The organism is Embleya sp. AB8, assembly GCF_049739465.1.
Classification (GTDB): Bacteria; Actinomycetota; Actinomycetes; order Streptomycetales; family Streptomycetaceae; genus Embleya.
Genome location: NZ_JBMHHY010000037.1, coordinates 85,943 through 105,934 on the forward strand (window position 1 = coordinate 85,943; position 19,992 = coordinate 105,934).

The following is a 19,992-nucleotide window of genomic DNA, read 5'->3' on the forward strand; positions in this document are numbered from 1 at the left end:
TTCGAGGAGGGCCCGTGGCAGCGCAAGGCCGCAGGGGCATGTCCATCCACCAGTCCATGCTGTTCGTGGGCCTGGGCGGCACCGGTTGTCTGATCGGCGCCGAACTCGAGCGACGGCTGCGCGAGGAACTGTGCGGCGCCGACGGCACCGGCCTGATGCAGCGGCTCGGCGGCCAACTGGCGCCGTACCAACTGCCCAACTGCATCCAGTTCGTCTACGCCGACCTGAACGAGAACGAGTTGCAGCGGCAGCGACTGCGCGCCGCGCCGCCCGCGCACCGGGCCGCCGCGGATCGCAACGCGCACCTGACCACCCAGCTGGTGCCGCCGCTGAACACCTATCCGGAGGTGGCCCGTTCGTTGCGGATCAACGCGGCGGAGGAGACCATCCCGTGGTTGCCGGCGCGTGAGGGCGAGCCGCGGGTGACCCCGCTGCGGCGCGGCGCGGGGCAGTTGCCCACGGTCGGCCGCGCCGCCCTGTTCGAGACCTTCCGGCACGGACTGGCGCCCGCGATGGACCCGTTGCGCCGCGCGGTCGGGCTGATCAGCAACGGCAACGACCACCTGATGGCGCTCAGCGGCAGCCAGAACAACCGCAACACATGCGATGTGTTCGTCGCCTTCTCGATCGCCGGCGGCACCGGCTGCGGGATCTTCTACGACTATCTGCACCTGATCGGCGAGGCGTTCGCGCAGGGCTACGACGGGATCAAGATCTATCCGCTGGTGCTGATGCCGTCCGCGTTCGACGAGGAACGCGGCGGCGGGCGACCGGCGGTGCTCAACGCCGGTCGGGCGCTGCTCGACCTGTTCCAGCTGGTCGACGACCAGAACGGGCAGTACGCGCAGGAGGAGTTGGACACCGGGCTCGGCGCGCCGGCGGGCAACCTGGCGGTGCGCTACCCGGGGCTGGAGTCCACCCGGCTCCGGGCCGGCACCGTGCAGACCGGCTTCCTGTTCAGCCGCACCAGTGGGATCGAGCGCGAGGACCTGCACCGCTCGGTGGTCTCGCTGGTGATGTCGCTGATCGGGACCGGACTCAACCCGGGTGGGCCCGAGTTGGAGAACGCGGTCATCCAGGGCGACCTGTACCAGTCCTTCGCGGACAGCTTCATCAACGAGGGGGTGCGGCGCGAGGTGCCCGCGCCCAGCGGGATCGGCGCGTGCGGGGTCTCCACCAGCCTGGTCGCCTCGATGACCGTGCCGGTGGACGAACTCGCCGACATCGTCGCGGGTCGCCTGCTCGCCCACGCCGTGCGCGAGCTGACCCACGACAGCCGGGTGGCCGCCGAGGCCAACCTGGACCGGATCAAGTCCTTCATGTCGGTGGCCGGGCTCGGCGAACTGTGGTTGTGCGCACCGCCGCACGTGGCCGACCCGGCACCGGCGAGGGGCGCGGCGGGCATCATGCAGGCGCTCAACGCCCGATCCCGGGCGATGGAGCAGGCGCTTCGCCAGCAGGAGGCCCAACTGCGCACCCATACCGCGCAGTTGGCCGAGGAGTTCAACCACGCCCGGGGGATCCGGCAACTGCTGGCCGACGGCGACCTGTTCCGGGCCCGTCGGGTGCTCTTCGGGGATCGCCGGCTCCACGGCGACAGCGACCGGCCCGGGGTGGCCGGGCTGCTCGCCCATTGCAGCACCGAACCCACCCCGCCGCCCGGGATCACCGTCAACGCCCCGCACGTCCCCGCGATCAAGGACCGGGCCGGCGGGGTGGTCAAGGCCAAGTGGGGCGACCCCGAGGTGCAGCGCGCGCTGAGTGCCCAGCAGCAGTGGTTCGAATGGCGCTCGCGGCGCAACTGGCATGCCCAGTGGGGCAGTCAGGCCGAGGTGTGGGACCGCAGGATGAACTACCTGCGGGCCGTGGTGGACGGCCTCGCGCAGGCCTTCAACGACCACCGCGACCAGGAGGAGGCCAACTTCGGCCGGGCCACCCGGGAGCTGTACCGGCAGCGCTCGGGGGTCTCCTACCTGCTGCCGCCGCAGGGCAACCTGGAGTCGTTCTACCGCCAGGTGCTGCGCCGCTTCGTGGACCGCGAACGACTGCCCGAGACGGCCGGCGCCGCGCAACTCCTCGGCAAGCTGCTCGGCGCGGGCATCTGGCAACACGCCTACGAGATGGGCGAGGAACGTGAAGGCGGCCCGGCGGCGGTCACCTATGTGCGTGACCAGATAAAGCAGCAGGTCAAGACGTTGTTCGTGGAGGCCGGCGAGCTCAACGCGCAACCACTGCTGCCGCCGGTGCGCGATCTGCTCACCCGCGCGGCCACCCGGCGCGGCGCCTCGGTGGGCGAGGAGGACCTGGAGCAGTTCGTGCAAAAGCTCGCGGGTATGTTGCCCAACGGCTTCTCGCCGGAGGGCAGCGGCGAACTCAAGGTGCTGATCGCGCACCCGGGCACCACCCAGGATGCGGAGGTGCGCCGCTACCTGGAACGGATGTTGAACATCCCCAACGAGCCGTCCCGCAAGATCGAGTTCCGCGCGGTCGAGCAGGAGTCGATCGTGGTGGTGCTCTTCCGCAGCGCGATGAGCCTGACCGAAGTGCCCGAGGTGCGGCAGGTGTTGGCCCAGTGGTCGCGCTCGCTCGACCGGCAGGACCCGGTCGACTTCCTCAAATGGCGACAACGACTCGGCTTCGGCTACGACTGGTTGGCCACCACCGAGGGGCATCGGGCCTACATCCTGCACCGGTTGTTGTGCGCGATGTGGAACGGGCAGGTGGAGGTGGCGCGCGGGGATCGTTCCTCGCCGGAGGTGGTGGACATCCGGCTGCCGCACGGGTCGACCACGATGAGGCTGCCGCTGCGACCGTTCGACCGGGCCTCGTCCTGGGGCAGCCTGCTGCGCGCGTACGAGGAGTGGACGCTGACCGACGACGCCTCGGTGCGGCGGGAGTTCGCCAAGCAGCTGATGCTCACCCAGCCCGACGGATTGGGCTCGCGCGTGCGCGAACCGGCGCCGCTGTACCGGCACTTCGTACACGAGGTGGCACCTCGGCAGGTCAAATCGCTGAAGGAGCTGCGGGATCGGTTGCCGGAGCGCAGCCGGGGGTGGGCGGAGGAGCTGTTGCGGCTGTGGGAGGTCACGCTGCCGGCGGCACTGGACCTGTCCTTCGCGCACCAGGGGGCGAACCGGGACTCGTTGCGGGAGTTGGAGTACCTCGACGAGGGGCCCGGGGACGACTTCGGGACGCGTGGTGGTGCGCCGGAGTGGGCCGGGGAGGACCGGGGGCGGGGGCGCGACGAGCGTTACGACCGGGAGCGGCGCGGGCCGGAGTGGGACCAGCGCCACCACGACGACCGGGAGCTGCGCGGCCGGGAGCGCGAGCGCGACGAGTGGGACCGCGAGCCGCGCCGGCCGAGGCAGCCGCCCGAGCCCCGGGACGCCGGCGAGTGGGAGCGCCGGTCGGGCACCGAGTCGGGCCGGGCGACGTTCGACGACGTGGGAGGGCGCCGGGAGCGTCGGGACGTGCCGGAGCCGCGCCGGCGGGACGAGTGGCGGGACCCGGGCGAGCCCGAGGTCACCCGCGACCTCGGCCGGCCGAACCTGGACAAGCCCGGCGACCACCGCCGCGAGGAGCGCGACCACCCGCCCGGGCCGGAACGACGCGGGTGGCCCGATCCGTACGACCCCTACGACGATCCGTACGACGCGCGCCCTCCGCGCCCGGACCGCGAACCCCGCGCCGCCGCGCGCCGGGAGCCGCCGGTCGACCCGTACGCCGCGCCCGAGTCCCGTGCTCCGGTGGGCGGTTCGGCTCGCCACGATCGCTACGACGAGCCCGGGCGCGACCAACGGCCCGAGCCGCGTGGGCCGTTGCCCGGGGACGACCCCGGTGACGGGCCGGATCCACGGGCCGCGTCGGCCGGATCGGACCGCTACGAAGGGCCCGAGTCGCGTGCTTCGTTCGGCGGCGGCGATCCGTCCGACGTGACCCGCCCGCTCGGCGCGTTCGATCCTCGGGATCGGCGCGAGCCCGGGGATCCGGACGACCGGACGGTGCGGTTGCCCGGATTGGACCACACCCGGCGGTCGGACCCACCGGGCGAACTCGACGAGCGGGACGGGCGCGAGTTGCCCGGGGGTGGCCGGTGACCGAGAGCGCCGTTCCCGCGGCGAGTGTGCCGCACCCGCTGGTGATCGTGGTGGACCTGCGCACCGAGTACGACACCGTGCTGGCCGCACGCCGCTTCGCCGACGTGCAGACCGCCTACGCGCGCACCCGGGTGCCCGCCGGGACACGAAACGTGGACGCCGATCGGGTACTCGTGCTCGACTCGGTCGACGACCTGGTGGCGCACCGGCAGGCGTACGAGCGCATCTTCGCCGGCATGTACAGCAAGGTCGTATGCGTCGCGGTGGGCACACCGGTGGCCGGCTCGGTCGTACTGCGCCGACCCGGGCAACTCGCGGGCAGCGACGCCGCGACGTTGTGGGTGGGCGACGTCCGGGGCACCGAGTGGGCGCCGGGCCGGGCGCCCGGGGTCAGCCTCGGTCCGGACGACGCGGACGCGCTCGGGCCGCTGGTGGACGTACTCAGCCAGCCCGAGGTGTTCGACCAGGTGCTCGCCGGGGTGACCGAGATGCCCAGGTCGATCGCCGCGCCCGGGATGAGTGTGTTCGTCCATCGGATCCGCGACGACGCGGTCCGGCGGGCCCGGATCCGCGCGGTGCAGCGGCTGGTCGGCGCCGAGGGCGGGGTCGACCAGCCGTGGCCCGAACCGCTCGCGGCGCTCGCCGACGACCAGGGCGCGGGGCTTGCCTCGGCGGCCGGCGGCAGTCGGGAGTGTGTGCGTGCCGACGGGCTGCTCGCCGCCCGTTGGGCACAGGCCGAGCACGGCTTCGAGCGGGCCCGACAGCGATTGACCGGGCTGGCCGCGCCACTGGCCCTGTACGGTTCCACCGGCCGCGACGGGCGGCCGATCGACGCGGAGATCGCCGACTCGGCAGTCCTCCTGCGCGAATACCGGGACCTGGTCCGGCAGACCGTGGGACGCGGTGCGGCCGGCCTCGACGCGGACGGGCGGGCCTGGTTGGACCGACTCGGCGTGCTCGTCCCCGAACCGCCCGGCCTGGGCGCGACCTCCGTGGCCGCCGCGCTGCGCGAGCGCACCACCGCCGCGTTCGAACGCCCCGAGGGGCTGCGCGGGTTGGCCGGGCGGCTGCGCGAACTCGCCGACCGGATCGCCCCGGGCGCGGGCGCCTCGCGGGCCCACGAGGTCGATCAGACCTGCTCGGACGGCTTCCTGACCCGCTACCTGCGTCCGGCCGTGTTCCCGCTCGGCCCCGGGCAGGTCGGCATCGTCGGCGGGCTGCTCGTCGGGGCCTTCCTGACCGCGCTGTGGCCCGCGCTCGGGCTGCTCGGCGCCGGTCTCGCGGTGTTGCTCGGGGTGCTCGGGCCGACGCTGATCACGATGCGCCGCCCCGACCGAGGGACCCGGCCGATATTGCCCACCGAGGCGCTGCCGATGATCGTGGTGGCCGGCCTGGTGACCCTGGTCGGTGCGGTCCTCGGGGTGCTCGCGGGGCGCGCGTGGGGTCCGCCGACCGGCGTGGGGCCGCTCGCCCTGCTGCTCGGCCCGGCCGTACTGGTCGTGCTGCCCGGTCTGGACTGGATGGTGCGGGTGCGGCACTGGGACCGGGCCCTCGGGCTGGGCGCGGCGAGCCGGGCGCTGCACGGACTGCACGGCGTGCTCGTACGCACCGTGTGGAACGACTGGGCGCTGGCCGCGCCGCGCCGCGAGGCGGTGGACCGGGCGACCGTACTGGCCGCCCTGTTGGAGGAGAGCGCGACCATCCTGGCCGAGGACGCGGCCCCGCCGGCGCGGCAGTTCACCGATGAGCCGGCCGCCCCCGAGCCGGTCGGCGCGATGTTCGGCACCGGCGCCCCGCCGACGCCGGGTCGATCGGCCCGGCCGACGACTCCGCCGCCGGGCGCGGGCGCGAGTACGGGCGGGAGTGTGGGCGCGAGTCTCCACGACACGGTGCTCGGCGATCTGGTGGACGCGCTGCACGCCGCGTTCGAACCGCTGTGGCCGCTCCTGGAACGTGATCCGGCGGAGGCGTCGCGCCGTGGCGCCGGGCCCGAACTGCGGCCGGTACTGCACGCGTACACCGACCACCTCGCGCACCACGGTGTGCAGGCCGCGCCGCCGTTCGGGCGCGGCAGCCAGGACCGTCCGCACGTGGGGGAGGCGGTCGGCGGCGACGCGGACCGGATCGCCGAACTGCTCGCCCAGCCCGCCGACCGCTCGATGTTGCAACTGTGCGCGGCGGACCAGCTGATCCTGCTCGACCACACGCCCACCCACGCACGAGGGGTGCGCTTCGCGCCGCGCGGGGTGCGCCCGGCGGTGCGCGAGGCGTTGCGCGAACGCAGCGCCGGGCACCTGCTCGAGCCCGAGCTGGTGTGGACCGGCGGCGGCCGGCTGGCCGGCGTACTGCGCCTGTTGCCGCTGCTCCCGGGATCCGTGGACGACGCGCGGATCTGGGAGGAGGGCGCCGGCGGCGCGCCGACCGACCCGGAGCGCGACGGCGGATGGGCCCGATGAGCCCGGCGCCCGGGGACGCCCGCGAGGAAAAGCTCGGCTACACCGACCCCGAGGGCCGGTCGGTGGAGCGCCGGGTGGAGTACGGCCCGGATCGACCCGCCGCACCGGGGGAGCCGTTCCGGATCCGCGACGTGCGCGACGTGGAGGACGGCAGCGTCTTCGTCCAGAAGCGGCTCGGCGTGCTCGATCCGCGCCGCCGGGTGGGCGCCGAGGCGGGCCTGGAGACGGAGATCCGGGTGTTGTTGCGGCTGGTGCGCAGCTTCGGCGCGGCCGGGTATCCGCGCGAGCTGGCCCGGATCGCCGGCCACGACTTCGACGGCGTCGAACCGTTCCTCCTGCTCGAGGCGGTGCCCGGTCCACCCGCCGAGGAGGTGGTCGGCAGGCTGCTGACCGAGGAGCAGGACGCGTTTCGGCGCGCACTCTTTCGCGCGGTCCGCTACCTGGAGACGGCCGGCGTCGTACACGGCGACCTGACCCCCACCAGCGTGCGCTGGCACCGTGAGCAACGCCGGCTCTGCGTCACCGACTTCGGCCACGCGGCGCTGGCCGGCGAACCACGCAGCAGCCTGGGTGTCGCACAGTGGGCCGCGCCGGGGCCGCTGCGCGGACCCGGGCCCGCCGACTCGCGCGACGACGTCTGGTCGGCCGGGCAGGTCGCCTACCACGTCACCACCGCCCGCCCGGTCCGCCAGGGCCTGGCCCCGGTCGGCGTGGAGACCCAGGGTGTCCTGCTCGACCTGCTCCAGGGCGTGTTCGCGGCCGACCCGCAGGGCCGGCCGGGACCGGCCGAACTGCTGCGCCGGTTGGCCGAGCCGGATCCGTACGTACCCGGCCACGCCCAGTACGACCCGCTCGCCGAGGGGCGGCGCGGCTACGCGGCGGCCCTGGAGCGCAAGCGGCAGCGCATGCCGCTGCCCGGCCAACCGGCGCCGCCCCGCGCCGCGCCCGAGGAGCGCCCGTACCCCGTACTGCCGCCGAAGCCCGCCGAACCGCCCGGCGCCGCGCCGAAGCCGGGTCGATTCCGGCTCTTCGGAAAGAACCAACCCGGTTGAACGCCATGGCAGGTACGGCAGGTACGGCAGGTGAGGTCGGCTGATGTTGCATCAGATCGTGTACCGATGGGACCCGGACGGACTGCTCGGGCGACGCGGCATCGTTCCGGTCGCCACGTCGCTCGGCCGCGACGAGGTGTTCGGTTGGCATACCCGCACCCGGCTGGGCCGGGCGGTCACCATGGACTACGGCGACCCCGCGTGCCCGGCGTCCAGCCTGTGTCTGCTCGACACCCCGCTCGGCGTCGCGCTGATCCGCCGCGAGTTCAGCCCGGACGCGCGCCGGCAGCGGCTGAACAACTCGGCCCACGTCCTGGTCGGCCCCCGGGACAGCATCGCGCCGTTCGACGCGATCGCGTGGGGCTCGATGGGCCGGAAGGGGCCCGGCGCGCTCGACCTGGACACGGTGCCGCCCGGCTACGGACTGCGGCCGCTGTCCGACGACCGGCTGGCCGCGGCCTTCGAGGTCGCGGCCGGCGAACTGCACGAGCGGGCCCGCCGCCTCGCCGACCCGCTGGAGGTGCTGGTCGCCGCGGTACTGCGCAGGCCCCGGGCCCGGCTGGCGCTGCTGCCCGCCACGGCCGAGGACGCCACCGTGCTGCTGTGGGGCCTGCAGCACCTCCTGACCGCGCTGCTCCCGGGCCCGTGGACGTTCTCCACCTTCGAGGTGGACGACGCGGCGCCCGACCCCGAGGACGCGCCCCGGTTCATCGCGCTGCCCCGAGTGCCGAACAATCCGCCGGGGACCCGGGTCCGGGTCGACCTGACCGGGCACGGCGAGCCCTACGACGCGCCGCGCGAACTGGCCCGGCGGATCGTGAAGTACTACGTGGGCGCCGGCTGGGCGGGCTTCCACCGGCTGCTCAACGTGCCCACCGAGGTACACACGCTGCCGGAGGCAGGCCGGGTGGACGCGGTGCGCGAACGCCTCGACGCGCTCGGCAGCCGCCAGGAGGCGCGGAGTCGGCCGCGCGAGACGGGGCCCGGAACGGGCGGAGCATCCGGTGCGCCCGGTACATCCGGAACCCCTGGAACTCCCGGAACTTCCGGAGCGGTTGGGATGCCCGGGGGTGCCGGCGCCCCCGGGACGACCGGGACGACCGGGACGCCCGGGAGCGCCGGGGCGCGGGGGACGTCCGGAACGCGGGGGACCTCCGGAACGCCCGCGCCCACGCCGTCGCGGGAGAGCGCCGGCGACGTCCGACGCGCGACGCCCGAACCGGCCTCCGCCGAGGCCCCGCCGGCCGCCGTCCGGGCCGCCGGTCCCATCGACCCGAATCGACCCGTGGTGCGCTGCCCCTACTGCCTGGACCTGGTCCGCTGGAACGAACACGACCTCTACGAACGCGACGCGCGGCTGCGCTACGAACGGGTGGACCTGAGCACGGTCACCGACCCGATCAAGCGGCACGACCGACTGCGCGCCACCTTCATGCGCTGCCCCAACCCGACCGGGGACGAGGAGCGCGAACACTACCTGCCGACCAACTATCTGATCCACGAACCGCCGCTGGTGATCGGCCTGATCGGCGACGGCCTCTCCGGCAAGACGCACCTGCTCGCCGCGATGATCGCCGAGATCGACGCGGGCGGGCTTCGACCGTACGGGGTCACCCACATGCCGGTGGACGCCGATCAGCACCAGGACTACCTGCACAACCGGGTCGATCCGCTCCAGCGCGGGCACATGCTCGCGACCACGGTCAACCACCAGGGCAACCTGGTCCAGTTCGCGGACGCGCTGCTCCTGCGCACCGCCGGGCGGACCCGGCCGATCGCGTTCTTCGACGTCAGCGGGGAGGACCTGGCCCGGGGCGGCCGGGAGATGCAATTCCTGGCCGCCGCGGACGCGTTCGTCTTCGTGGTGGACCCGGTGGTCGCGGTCGACCTGCCGGAGCTGCGCGGGTTGACCGGGGACGGGGACGAGCCGACCGGCCTGCGCCGGGGTGACCGGACGTTCGCCGCGGTGATGGACCGGCTGCCCCGTACCGACGAGTTGCTCGGCCAACCGGTCGCCGTCGCGGTGACCAAGTCCGACCTGATCCGGTTCGAGCCGCCCGTGGACGCGTGGTTGGGCTCGCAGGCGCCCCGGATCGGGGTGGTCGACCCGGCCAGGGTGGCCGCCGAGTGCCGAGACGTGTACTCGTTCCTGTCCGCGCACGACGCGGCGGCCTGGCTGAGCCCGTTCGAGGAATTCCGGCGCTGCACGATGCACTTCGTCTCGGCCACCGGCGCGCGGGATCGGGACGGCCGATTCCCCGGCGGCATCCGGCCGCGCCGGGTTCTCGAACCCATCGTGTCCATCCTCGCGATGTGCGACATGCTCGATCAGGCCGGCATCGAGCGGGTGGGGGTGTGAGATGGCATCGGACGCCACAGGGGACGCACTGGACCAGATCGTCTATCGCTGGAGCTACGAGCACCTGCTCGGCGGTCGGGGGATGGGTCCGGTCGCCACCTCGCTGACCCCCGACCGGCTCCGGGACTGGCACGGCGGTCTGGACAACCACGTCTCGATGGACCGTTCGTTCCCGGAGACACCCGCGTGGAGCTTCAGCCGGGTGCGCCTGGAGGAGCGGCACGCGCTGATCCTGCGCGAGGCCGCGATCCACGGCACCAACCGGCCCGGCACCAACGCACACGTCCTCCTGGACCCCACGCTCGGCGTCTCCGGGCACCGGATGCTGGCCACCGCGTGGCTGCACGAGCGGCAGGGCGGCGGGCTCACCGGATCCGGGGTCCCGCTCGCCGACGTGCCCGAGAACGTACCGATGCGCACCGGCTCGATCCGCCCGGACTCGGTGGACCGGGCGGTGTGCGCACGGATCCGCGAACAGGCGCGGGCGCACGCCGAGTTGCTCGAAGTGGTGCTCGCCGCCGTGTTGCGCGACCACCTGCGGACCTTCACCCTGCATCTGCACCACGTCGGCCCGGACATCGTGCCGCTGCTCTGGGGCGTGTTCGATCTGGCCCAGCCGCTCGCGCCGGGGATGTGGACCTTCTCCACGTACGAGACCAGCGACGCGTCGCTCAAGCCGCGCTTCGTCCTGGTCCCGCGCTGGCCCAACACGCCGGAGCCGAGCAACCGGCTGCGGATCGACCCGCGTGCGGAACCACAGCCGGGACAGGACGTGTTCCGGGACGCGGCGGGCTTCCTGGTGCAGCTGTACTGCACACGCCCGTGGGCCGAGGTGGACGCGTTGCTGCTGAAGCTGGAGCAGGCGGCGGGGAAGAACGCCTCGTACGCGGACGTCGCCGATCTGGTGCTGCGGCTGGAGGCGGACCGCACGGGCGCGGTGCGGACGGTGGGACCGGGGGTGGGGCTCGAATCGGGGTCCGGGGTCGGGTCGGGAGCGGGGCCGGTGACGGGGCCGGTGGCGGGGCCGTACGGCGACCCGGCGGCGCAGGGTGCCGACGACCTCGGCGTGATCGGATACACGGAGACGTGGATCACCGGCGATGCGCAGGATGAGTCGCATGAATCGTACGAGTTGCCTGAATTACACGAGTTGCACGAGTTGCACGAGTCGGATACGCCCGGTGAGCCGGATCGGGACGGGTTCGGTCGGGCCACTCCGCGACCCGGGCGGGCTGTGCCGGTCCGACCCGAGAGGCCCGACGAGCCGGACGAGCCCGACGAGCCGTGGCAGGGGCCGTCGGCGGGTGCCGGTGGGGCCGGGCCGATGCCGTCGTTTCGGCCGACCGTCGGCGGCGGTGGGCCGTTCGTGCCGATCCCGCCCCGACCGGACCGGCTCGCGGCGCCGCCGGCCGGCAGGACCGCCCGGCCCGCGCCGGGCGACTCCGGGGGCCGTCCGGTGTTGCCGACGAACCCCTCGGCGAACCCGGCCGGGCGCGGCAGTTGGGACCGGGCCGGATGGGAGCGACTGGGCGCGGGCCGCAACGGCTTCACCGCGCTCGACCAGGCCGCCCGGCAACTGGCCCGGAGTGGTGGGCAGCCGACCCGCGAGTTCCACGAGCTGCTGGCCCGGGTCGACCCCGCCACCCTGGCGGTCGCACTCCTGCTGGCCCGGCCGCCGCTGCTGGCCCCGGTGGTCCACCTGCTCGACCGACTCCTGGACCGCGACGATGTGGCGGGGGTGCGGCAGAGTACGCACACCAGGGAGACGTACGCGCGGGTGCTCGGCCGGCTGCACGAGGACATCAACACCCTGGACGGGTGCGGCGCGCCGCGTGAGACGGTGTGTCGGCTGGTGGGGACGATGACCCGGCTCACCGTGGGCGACGGCAAACGGACCAGGTTCGGCGGCGATGTGTTGCCCACGCTCGGCACCGACATCGCGGGCACGGTCTGGGCCCTTCGCACGTCCTTGAAGGTGTGGGCGGATTATCAGTGCGTGCTTCGGGACGGGCTGCGCGCCTCGCCCCGACACCGCGAGTCGTACCTGCTCGAACTCGGCAGACTGGTCGACGAGAGCTTCCGGAACACGCCGCACAGGACGGAACCGCAACCATGACGGCACGCACGGCCCAACCGGCCGGGAAGGACGCACCGGTCGACGCCGCGGCGAGTGGATTTCGGCAGATCGTCTACCGACGCCAGGACGACAGCCTGCTCGGCGGGCGCGGCCTGGGGCCGATCGCGGCCTCGGTGTCCCGGGACGAACTGATCGGTTGGCACGACGAGTTGCGGGAACACGTGGCGATCGACGCGGACGACCGGGGGGCGCCGGTGACCAGTGTCGCGCTGGTGCACACCGGGCGGGGCGCGGCGGTGATCCGACGCGAGTACGTGGTGGACGGGAACAACGCCCGCGTGCTGCTCGATCCGGGCCGCGATCTGGGGCCGCATGCCGCGCTGGTGCTCGCCCAGGACGACGTGTGGGCGGGTGAGCCGGCCCTGGAGGACATCCCGCGCGGCTACGGACTCGCGCCGCTGGCACCGGACTTCATGGCGGGCGCGCTGGCCGGGCAGGCCGAGCGGTTGCGCGGGCGGGCGCGGGACCAGGCGTATCTGCTCGAGGTCGCGGTGGCCGCGGTGTTGCGGCACCCGGGGCGGTTCTTCTCGTTTCGGCAGGCCGACGTCGGGATCGATCCGGTGCCGATGTTGTGGGGGTTGTCCGACCTGCTGTTGTGGCTGGTGCCGGTCTCGTTCACGTTCTCGACGTTCGAGACGCACGACCACTCGGGCAAGCCGAGGTTCGTGGTGTTGCCGCGCCGGCCGCGGGACGCGGAGCCGTGGGCGGGCCGGTATCGGCTGGTGGTGGGGGAGGAGCCGAAGGCCGGTTCGGATGTGCACGCGCATGCGGCGGCGCTGTTGGTGAGCCGGTACACGGACACCGACTGGGCGGGGATTCACCGCCTCCTGGAGGGCATGCGCGACCTGCGGCGTTTCCCGCACGAACGGGCCGAGCAGCGGTCCCGGGAGATCTGCGCGCGGCTGGGCCGGCGGACGGTGGCCGTGCCGACGCCCGTGCCGGCGCCGGCGCCGGTGCCCTCGCCCTCGGCCGAGCCGGTCGTCGACCGGGCGTTGGTGACCGAGAAGGCGTTGGTGGCCGCGACCGCTCGGGCGGAGCGGGCCGGGCAGCGGGCGCGGCCGGTCCGGGCCGAACGTGAGCGCGAACATGAGCCGCGGGTGGTCACCGTGTCGGCGGCCGAGGAGGAACCGGCCTTCCCACCGGCGGAATCCGCCCGCGCGGCGCGGCCGGAACCGACGCCCGAACCCGAACCCGAGTCCGAACCCCGGCGCGAACCCGAACCGGCCGCCGAACCGGCCGACGTCACCTGGTACGCCGACGAGGGCACGGTGTTCGAGGAGTTGGAGGACGCCTTCGCCGGGCCGTGGCCGGGCTTCGAGGAGGAGCGGGGCGAACTGCCGATCCCCGCGCTGCCGATCGTCGAGGACGACCCGGACGACCCGGACGGCCGGCCCGAGGTGGGCGCCGCCGACGGCCCGGGGAGCCCGCCGACCCCGGGCGCGCCGCCGACCAGCGCCGGGAACGCGCCGTGGAGTGTGTGGGCCGAGTACGGCGTTCCGGACACCGAGGTGGACAAGATACGGCGTGCGGTCAAGCGCCTCCCGGACAAGCCGACGTTGCGCGAACGTGCCCTCGGCGGCGGCGCGGCCAAGACCGAGGTCGCCGGCATCGACAATGTGGTCACGCTGGCCGTCGCGCTACGGCTGGCAGACCTGCGCGTATTGCCCGTCCTGGCCGACCGGCTGATCACCCGCCTGGAACAACGCCGCCGGCAACTGGCCCCGGAGGCCTGGAACCCCGACGACCTCCGAGCCATGCGGGAAACCCTCCTGGACGCCGAACAGTTCGGCGACCGCCTGGCGGCGGCCGGCGCGGGCGAAAAACGCACCCGAAAACTCCTCGAACAACTCCTGGTCGTGGTCCTGGCCCCGAAAACCGACACCAAGGGCATCCTCCGCCAGGTGGCCATCTGTACCCTGTCCGACCGCCGGGACCGCTCCCCCAACCCGCTGATCGAGGAAATCCTCCTCAACTCCCAATGGGCCGAAGCCTTCCGCACCGAACTGGGCCGCCGCTGGTCGGAACAGAACCCACCCCGGTGACCATCGGGTGCCCGGAGTGGGTCAGATGTCCAGCATCAGCCGGAGGTAGGCGCGGATGTCGTCGGCCTCCTTGTCGCCGACGCGGCCGAGCGGGCGCCCGGTGAGCCGCTGTTCGGAGACCGCTCGAACGTCGTCGGTCCGTGCCCAGCTCGGACGGCGGAGACCGGACTGCGGCGAGGACACCGGGACGTGATGGGGCAGACCCCGGTCCTGAGTGGTCAGCGGCACGACGATCACCATTGCGATGGGGAAGGAGGCGTAGAAGGGCGAATTGACGACCACGACCGGCCGTCGACCGGACTGCTCCGAGCCGATGACCGGGGAGAGGTCGGCCATCCACACCTCCCACGGGGCGGCCTTTCGGCTCACTGCCCACCCCCCAGGCCATCGCCGGCCAGGCCGTCCCACTCGTCGAGTTCGTGCTCGTAGTCCTGCCACGCCGAGGAGTCGGCCGCCAAACGCGCGTACGCGGCGAGGACTGCCGCTTTGCGGTGCTCGGTGAGCAGATGGGCGAGTGCGGCGTTGAGCGTGACGCCACCGAGCTCATCCGCGGCTACCCGGGCAAGGTCGTCCCGGACGCCCATTTCAACCTTTATCGTGGTCGAAGTCATACTCCACAGTATACCTCGGGGTATGCGAGGGGCGGCGATCGGCGCGCGAGGCGGGGAGCGGCGAGGCCGCCCGACGAGGGCAACGCTCCCGAACCGACACCGCCCGGCCCGGCCCGGCCCGACGCGCCGCACTCGCCTCCCGGCCGTCCCGCCGCCCCGGGGCACCGCGTGTGTTCAGCGCTGTACGGTCCAGCCGCCCGCGCGCAGGGCCGTGGTGAGGGACTCCGCTCGTTTGGGGTCGACCTGGAGTTCGACCAGGCCGGTCGGGCGGCCCTGGGCGTGGTCGATGCGGATGTCCTCGATGTTGACCTCGGCCCGGCCGACGTCGGCGAACAGGCGGGCCAACTCGCCCGGGCGGTCGGGGATCACCACCGGGATCGCCTCGTAGTGGGCCGCGGGCGCGCCGTGTTTGCCCGGGATTCGGGCGTGGCCGGCATTGCCCCGGCGCAACAGCGCGGCCACCCGGCGCGAGCCCTCCTCGCGTTCGGATACGTCGGCGGCGGCCAGCGAGCGCAGCGAGCCGACCACCGTGTCCAGGTCGGCGGCCAGGCCCGCCAGGACGTCGGCGACCGCCGTCGCGTTGGCACCCAGGATGTCGATCCACAGGCGCGGGTCGGAGCCCGCGATCCGGGTCACGTCGCGTACCCCCTGCCCGGCCAGCCGGGTGTCGGTGTCCGCCGCGTGTTCGAGCCGCGCGGCCATCAGCGCGGACACCAGGTGCGGCGCGTGCGACACCAGCGCCACCGCGTGGTCGTGATCGCGCGGCGCCATCACCACCGGCACCGCCCGACACAGCGACACCATCTCCAGCGCCCGGTTGAGCGTTTCGGTGCCGGTCTCCGCCGAAGGCGTCAGCACCCAGGGCCGGCCCTCGAACAGTTCGGCCCGCCCCGCCAACGGCCCCGAGCGCTCGCGCCCGGCCAGCGGATGCCCGCCGATGTAGCGCGAGAGATCACAGCCGAGCGCGGCCACCTCGGCCAGTGGTTGCTCCTTGACGCTGGCCACATCCGTGTAGCTGTGCGCCAGTTCGGCCTTCTGTACCTGGCGCAGGGTCTCGGCGATCCGCCCGGGCGGCACCGCGAGTACGGCCAGGTCGACCGGCTCCGGCGGCTCCTCGGCCAGTCCCGCGCCCATCGCCGCCGCCGTCTGTACCGCGGTGTCGTCCCGGTCGCGCAGATACACGGTGACCCCGCGCGCGGTGAGCGCGAGTGCGACGGATGTGCCGATCAGTCCGGTGCCGACCACGGCGGCGCTACGCACGACGGGAACTCCAAGGGACGCGGGGCGGAATAATGGCGGAACCGATCAAGGCTATCCGTGACGGTACCCTCGGGCGGTGTCCCATCGCCCCGCGGCATCCGCAGCGCCGCCCGGTTCGGCAATACCCGCGATATCCGCACCACCCGAGCCGGCCGCAGGGCCGGCAATCAGCGAATCAAGCGAAAGGTCGGCGACCGTGGAAGCCCGTACGCCGCTCGCGACCGCCGTGGTCGCCATTGACGGCCCGTCAGGTTCCGGCAAGTCCAGCGTCTCGCGCGCGGTCGCCGCGCGCCTGGGCCTGCGCTACCTCGACACGGGCGCGATGTACCGGGCGATGACGTGGTGGATGCTCCTCAACGGCGTCGACATCCACGACCCGGCCGCGGTCGCCGCCGCCGCGGACAAGCCGCAGATCGTCTCCGGCACCGAGCCGGACGGACCCACCATCACGGTCGACGGCAAGGACGCGGCGGGCCCGATCCGGACCGACGAGGTGACCAGGGCGGTCAGCGCGGTCAGCGCGGTCCCCGAGGTGCGTACGCGGCTGGTCGACCTGCAGCGGGCGGTGATCGGCGCGGGCGGGATCGTGGTCGAGGGCCGCGACATCGCGAGCGTGGTGGCCCCCGACGCGCCGGTCAAGGTCTACCTGACCGCGTCCGAGGCGGCCCGCGCGGCCCGGCGCAACGCCGAACTGACCGGCGCGCAGGCCAAGAGCGTCGAAGCCACGCAGGCCGACCTGGCCCGGCGCGACGCGCTGGACTCGGGCCGCGCGGTCGCCCCGGCCGGCATGGCCGAGGGCGCGATCCTGGTGGACACCACCGAGCTGGACCGCGACCAGGTCGTCGACCACCTGCTCGCCCTGGTCGCGGAACACGTGCGGTGAGCGCGGCACTCGGGACCACCTCGAAACCCCCGCTGGCCGGTGCCGCGCACTTCATCGGCGAGCCGCTTCTGCGCAGCTTCTGGCGGATACGCGCGCTGGGTGCGTGGCACGTACCGCTCGCCGGCCCGGTGATCCTGGCCGGGAACCACGCCAACTTCGTCGACGGGCCGATGCTCTTCGCATTCGCCCCTCGGCCCACCCAGGTGCTGGTCAAGCGCGAGATGTTCGCCGGCGCGCTGGGCCCGGTACTGCGCGGGATCGGGCACATCCCGGTCCAGCGCGGGGTCGCCGACCGCAAGATGATCACCGATTCGCTCGCCGTACTGGCCGGCGGCGGCGCGCTCGGCGTGTTCCCGGAGGGCACGCGGGGACAGGCCGACTTCTCGGCAGTGCACAATGGACTTGCATATCTGGCATTGCGCTCCGGGGCACCCATCGTCCCGGTGGCCTGCCTCGGCACCGGTGCGCGGGGATCCTCGATCGGTGCATTGCCGGGTCTGCGCTCCCGGATCGACGTGGTCTACGGCAAGCCCTTCCAGGCGGTCGAGAACGCCGACCGCCGGGCCACCCGCAAGGCCGTCCAGGCCGCGTCCGATCGCATCGTCGAACGGCTCACCGCGCATCTGCGCGAGGCCGAGCGGATGACCGGCCGCGCCGGCTGACCACGATCTCACCCGTACCGCTACCCGAACGAGGAACACCCCCATGGAGCAGCACGCCGACGCCACCACCGAGGGCGCCTTCGACCCGGAGGCGTGGGAGGCGGGCTACGACCCGGACGAGTGGGTCGACCTGGAAGGGGACGGCCCCGACCGCGGCGAGCACGGCGACGAGGCCGGCGGCCCGCTGCCGGTGCTCGCCGTCGTCGGCCGCCCCAACGTGGGCAAGTCCACGCTGGTCAACCGGATCATCGGGCGCCGCGAGGCGGTCGTCGAGGACACCCCCGGGGTGACCCGGGACCGGGTCTACTACGAGGCCACCTGGAACGGCCGCCGGTTCACCGTCGTGGACACCGGCGGCTGGGAGCGCGACGTGGTCGGCATCGACCTGTCGGTGGCGGTCCAGGCCGAGTACGCGATCGACTCGGCGGACGCGGTGATGTTCGTGGTGGACGCCATCGTCGGCCCCACCGACAGCGACGAGGCCGTGGTCCGGGTGCTGCGCAAGGCCGGCAAGCCGGTCGTGCTGGCCGCCAACAAGGTCGACAACATGGCCCAGGAGGCGGATGCCGCCGCGCTGTGGTCACTCGGCCTGGGCCAGCCCTGGCCGGTCTCGGCCGTACACGGCCGCGGCAGCGGCGACCTGCTCGACGCGGCGCTCGCGATCCTGCCCGAGGCCCCCGCGCAGCGCTTCGGCGTGCAGGAGGGCGGCCCGCGCCGGGTGGCCCTGCTCGGCCGCCCGAACGTGGGCAAGTCGAGCATGCTGAACAAGGTCGCCGGCGAGAACCGGGTGGTCGTGGACAAGATCGCGGGCACCACCCGCGACCCGGTCGACGAGCTGATCCAGCTCGGCGGCAAGACCTGGAAGTTCATCGACACCGCGGGCATCCGACGCCGCGTGCACCTGACCCAGGGCGCCGACTTCTACGCGTCGCTGCGCACCACGGCGGCGCTCGAGAAGGCCGAGGTCGGGGTGATCCTGATCGACGCCAGCGAGCGGCTGACCGAGCAGGACACCCGGATCATCTCGCTCGCGGTCGAGGCGGGCCGCGCGATCGTGATCGCGTACAACAAGTGGGACCTGATGGACGAGGAGCGCCGCTACTACCTCGAACGCGAGATCGAGCAGGACCTGGTCCAGGTCACCTGGGCGCCTCGGGTGAACGTCTCGGCGCTGACCGGGCGGCACATGGAGAAGCTGGTCCCGGCCATCGAGACCGCGCTCGCCAGCTGGGAGAAGCGGATCCCCACGGGTCAGCTGAACGCGTTCCTGGGCACGCTGGTCGCCTCCCACCCGCACCCGATCCGCGGCGGCAAGCAGCCGCGCATCCTGTTCGGCACCCAAGCGGGTACCAAACCGCCCCGGTTCGTGCTGTTCACCAGCGGCTTCCTGGAGGCCGGCTACCGCCGCTTCATCGAGCGCCGGCTGCGCGAGGAGTTCGGCTTCCCGGGCACCCCGATCGAGATCCGGATGAAGGTCCGGGAGAAGCGCGGGCGCAACAAGACCGGTCGCTGAGCACGCGCGGTATTCGTGCGGTAGTCGCGTGACATTCGAGGAGGGCCCGGACGCGATTCGCGTCCGGGCCCTCCTCGTGCTTGTGCCTGTGCCTGTGCTCCGCTTCGTCCGGGTCGCCGCGCACGTCCCCCGGGCCTACAGCGGCAGGTGGCCGTGCGGGCCGGCAGCGCGCGGCGGCTGGGCGGGGACCAGCGAGGCGCCCCGGTGTCGGCCGTAGTCGGGGTAGCCGCCCTGGGTGGGCAGCGAGAAGTTCGGGAACGGTGGGTCCGGCGCGTACGTGTGGCTGATCGCGGCGGGCGCGCCGTACGAGGGGCGGCTCGCCGCGTAGTCCTCGTTCGAGCGCTCGTGCGGGACGGCGCGGAACATCCGCCGCCATTCGGTCTCCAACGCGTTGTAGATCGGCGTCAGAACGTCGTGCGTCGAGGCCGAGGAAGCCCCCACGGCGACCACGGGATGGCCCAGGGCCCGGCTGCTGATGGAGTCATCGAAACTGAACACACCGACTCCAACGACCAAACCCCCACCCGGTTGCGGCCCCACCCCCGAACCGCCACCCGACCCACACGGAACGCGATCGGATGTTATAAGCACGGAAGACGCCCGGCGGGCGGATCGAGCGACGGCGCATGGAGCGCGGGAGCGCACGGTGGGGATGGCGCGTGGGGACGGGCGGCGCGAGCGCGCACGGTGGGGACGGGGGCGGTTGGCACGGGCGGCGCGGGAGCGCACGGTGGGGATGGTGCGTGGGGACGGGCGGCGCGGGCGCGCACGGTGGGGACGGGGGCGGTTGGCACGGGCGGCGCGGGAGCGCACGGTGGGGATGGTGCGTGGGGACGGGCGGCGCGAGCGCGCACGGTGGGGACGGGGGCGGTTGGCACGGGCGGCGCGGGAGCGCACGGTGGGGATGGTGCGTGGGGACG

General features: G+C 73.5%; 13 protein-coding genes. 9 read left to right on the forward strand and 4 right to left on the reverse strand.

Annotated features, from left to right (window positions below):
* Positions 1-14 precede the first annotated feature (14 nt).
* Genes ABIA38_RS39670 through ABIA38_RS39695 form a run of 6 tightly spaced genes read left to right on the forward strand, consistent with a single transcriptional unit; the run spans position 15 to position 14,143 of the window.
* Positions 15-4,097 (forward strand): tubulin-like doman-containing protein, encoded by a 4,083-nt coding sequence (locus ABIA38_RS39670; RefSeq protein ID WP_424643828.1) that lies wholly within the window; start codon positions 15-17, stop codon positions 4,095-4,097.
* Positions 4,094-6,553, forward strand: coding sequence for a hypothetical protein (locus tag ABIA38_RS39675; RefSeq protein WP_424643829.1), 2,460 nt, complete (start codon positions 4,094-4,096; stop codon positions 6,551-6,553). The genes ABIA38_RS39670 and ABIA38_RS39675 overlap by 4 nt, the downstream gene beginning before the upstream one ends.
* Positions 6,550-7,605, forward strand: coding sequence for a protein kinase domain-containing protein (locus ABIA38_RS39680; RefSeq protein WP_424643830.1), 1,056 nt, complete (start codon positions 6,550-6,552; stop codon positions 7,603-7,605). The genes ABIA38_RS39675 and ABIA38_RS39680 overlap by 4 nt, the downstream gene beginning before the upstream one ends.
* A gap of 43 nt (positions 7,606-7,648) precedes the next feature.
* Complete coding sequence (locus tag ABIA38_RS39685; protein WP_424643831.1) at positions 7,649-9,964, forward strand: TRAFAC clade GTPase domain-containing protein; 2,316 nt, start codon at positions 7,649-7,651, stop codon at positions 9,962-9,964.
* A 1-nt stretch (position 9,965) separates the two neighbouring features.
* Complete coding sequence (locus ABIA38_RS39690; protein ID WP_424643832.1) at positions 9,966-12,080, forward strand: hypothetical protein; 2,115 nt, start codon at positions 9,966-9,968, stop codon at positions 12,078-12,080.
* Positions 12,077-14,143, forward strand: a complete 2,067-nt coding sequence (locus ABIA38_RS39695) for a hypothetical protein (protein WP_424643833.1) — start codon at positions 12,077-12,079, stop codon at positions 14,141-14,143. The genes ABIA38_RS39690 and ABIA38_RS39695 overlap by 4 nt, the downstream gene beginning before the upstream one ends.
* A 21-nt stretch (positions 14,144-14,164) precedes the next feature.
* Here the strand turns inward: ABIA38_RS39695 and ABIA38_RS39700 are convergent, their stop codons facing one another.
* The 3 genes from ABIA38_RS39700 to ABIA38_RS39710 form a co-directional block, all read right to left on the reverse strand.
* The gene (locus tag ABIA38_RS39700; RefSeq protein ID WP_424643834.1) at positions 14,165-14,479 is read right to left on the reverse strand and encodes a type II toxin-antitoxin system PemK/MazF family toxin; all 315 of its coding nucleotides are present in this window, start codon (positions 14,477-14,479) and stop codon (positions 14,165-14,167) included.
* 29 nt (positions 14,480-14,508) lie between these two features.
* Positions 14,509-14,754 carry a hypothetical protein gene (locus ABIA38_RS39705; RefSeq protein WP_424643835.1) on the reverse strand — a complete coding sequence of 82 codons (246 nt, stop codon included), beginning with the start codon at positions 14,752-14,754 and terminating at the stop codon, positions 14,509-14,511.
* A 174-nt stretch (positions 14,755-14,928) separates the two neighbouring features.
* Positions 14,929-16,014 (reverse strand): prephenate dehydrogenase, encoded by a 1,086-nt coding sequence (locus ABIA38_RS39710; RefSeq protein ID WP_424643836.1) that lies wholly within the window; start codon positions 16,012-16,014, stop codon positions 14,929-14,931.
* A 196-nt stretch (positions 16,015-16,210) separates the two neighbouring features.
* On the opposite strand from ABIA38_RS39710, the gene cmk reads away from it, so the two are divergent.
* From cmk to der, 3 genes are read left to right on the forward strand one after another with little or no spacing between them, the layout of a single operon-like run.
* Complete coding sequence (gene cmk, locus ABIA38_RS39715; protein ID WP_424643837.1) at positions 16,211-16,897, forward strand: (d)CMP kinase; 687 nt, start codon at positions 16,211-16,213, stop codon at positions 16,895-16,897.
* A complete protein-coding gene (locus ABIA38_RS39720; protein ID WP_424643838.1) occupies positions 16,894-17,559 on the forward strand; it encodes a lysophospholipid acyltransferase family protein in 666 nt (221 codons plus the stop codon). Before cmk ends, ABIA38_RS39720 begins: the two co-directional genes overlap by 4 nt.
* Before the next feature lie 43 nt (positions 17,560-17,602).
* Entirely contained in the window at positions 17,603-19,072 is a 1,470-nt protein-coding gene (der, locus tag ABIA38_RS39725; protein WP_424643839.1) for a ribosome biogenesis GTPase Der, read from the forward strand.
* Between the two features lie 135 nt (positions 19,073-19,207).
* Here der and ABIA38_RS39730 read toward each other — a convergent pair whose 3' ends face one another.
* Entirely contained in the window at positions 19,208-19,570 is a 363-nt protein-coding gene (locus ABIA38_RS39730; protein WP_424643840.1) for a hypothetical protein, read from the reverse strand.
* Positions 19,571-19,992 lie beyond the last annotated feature (422 nt).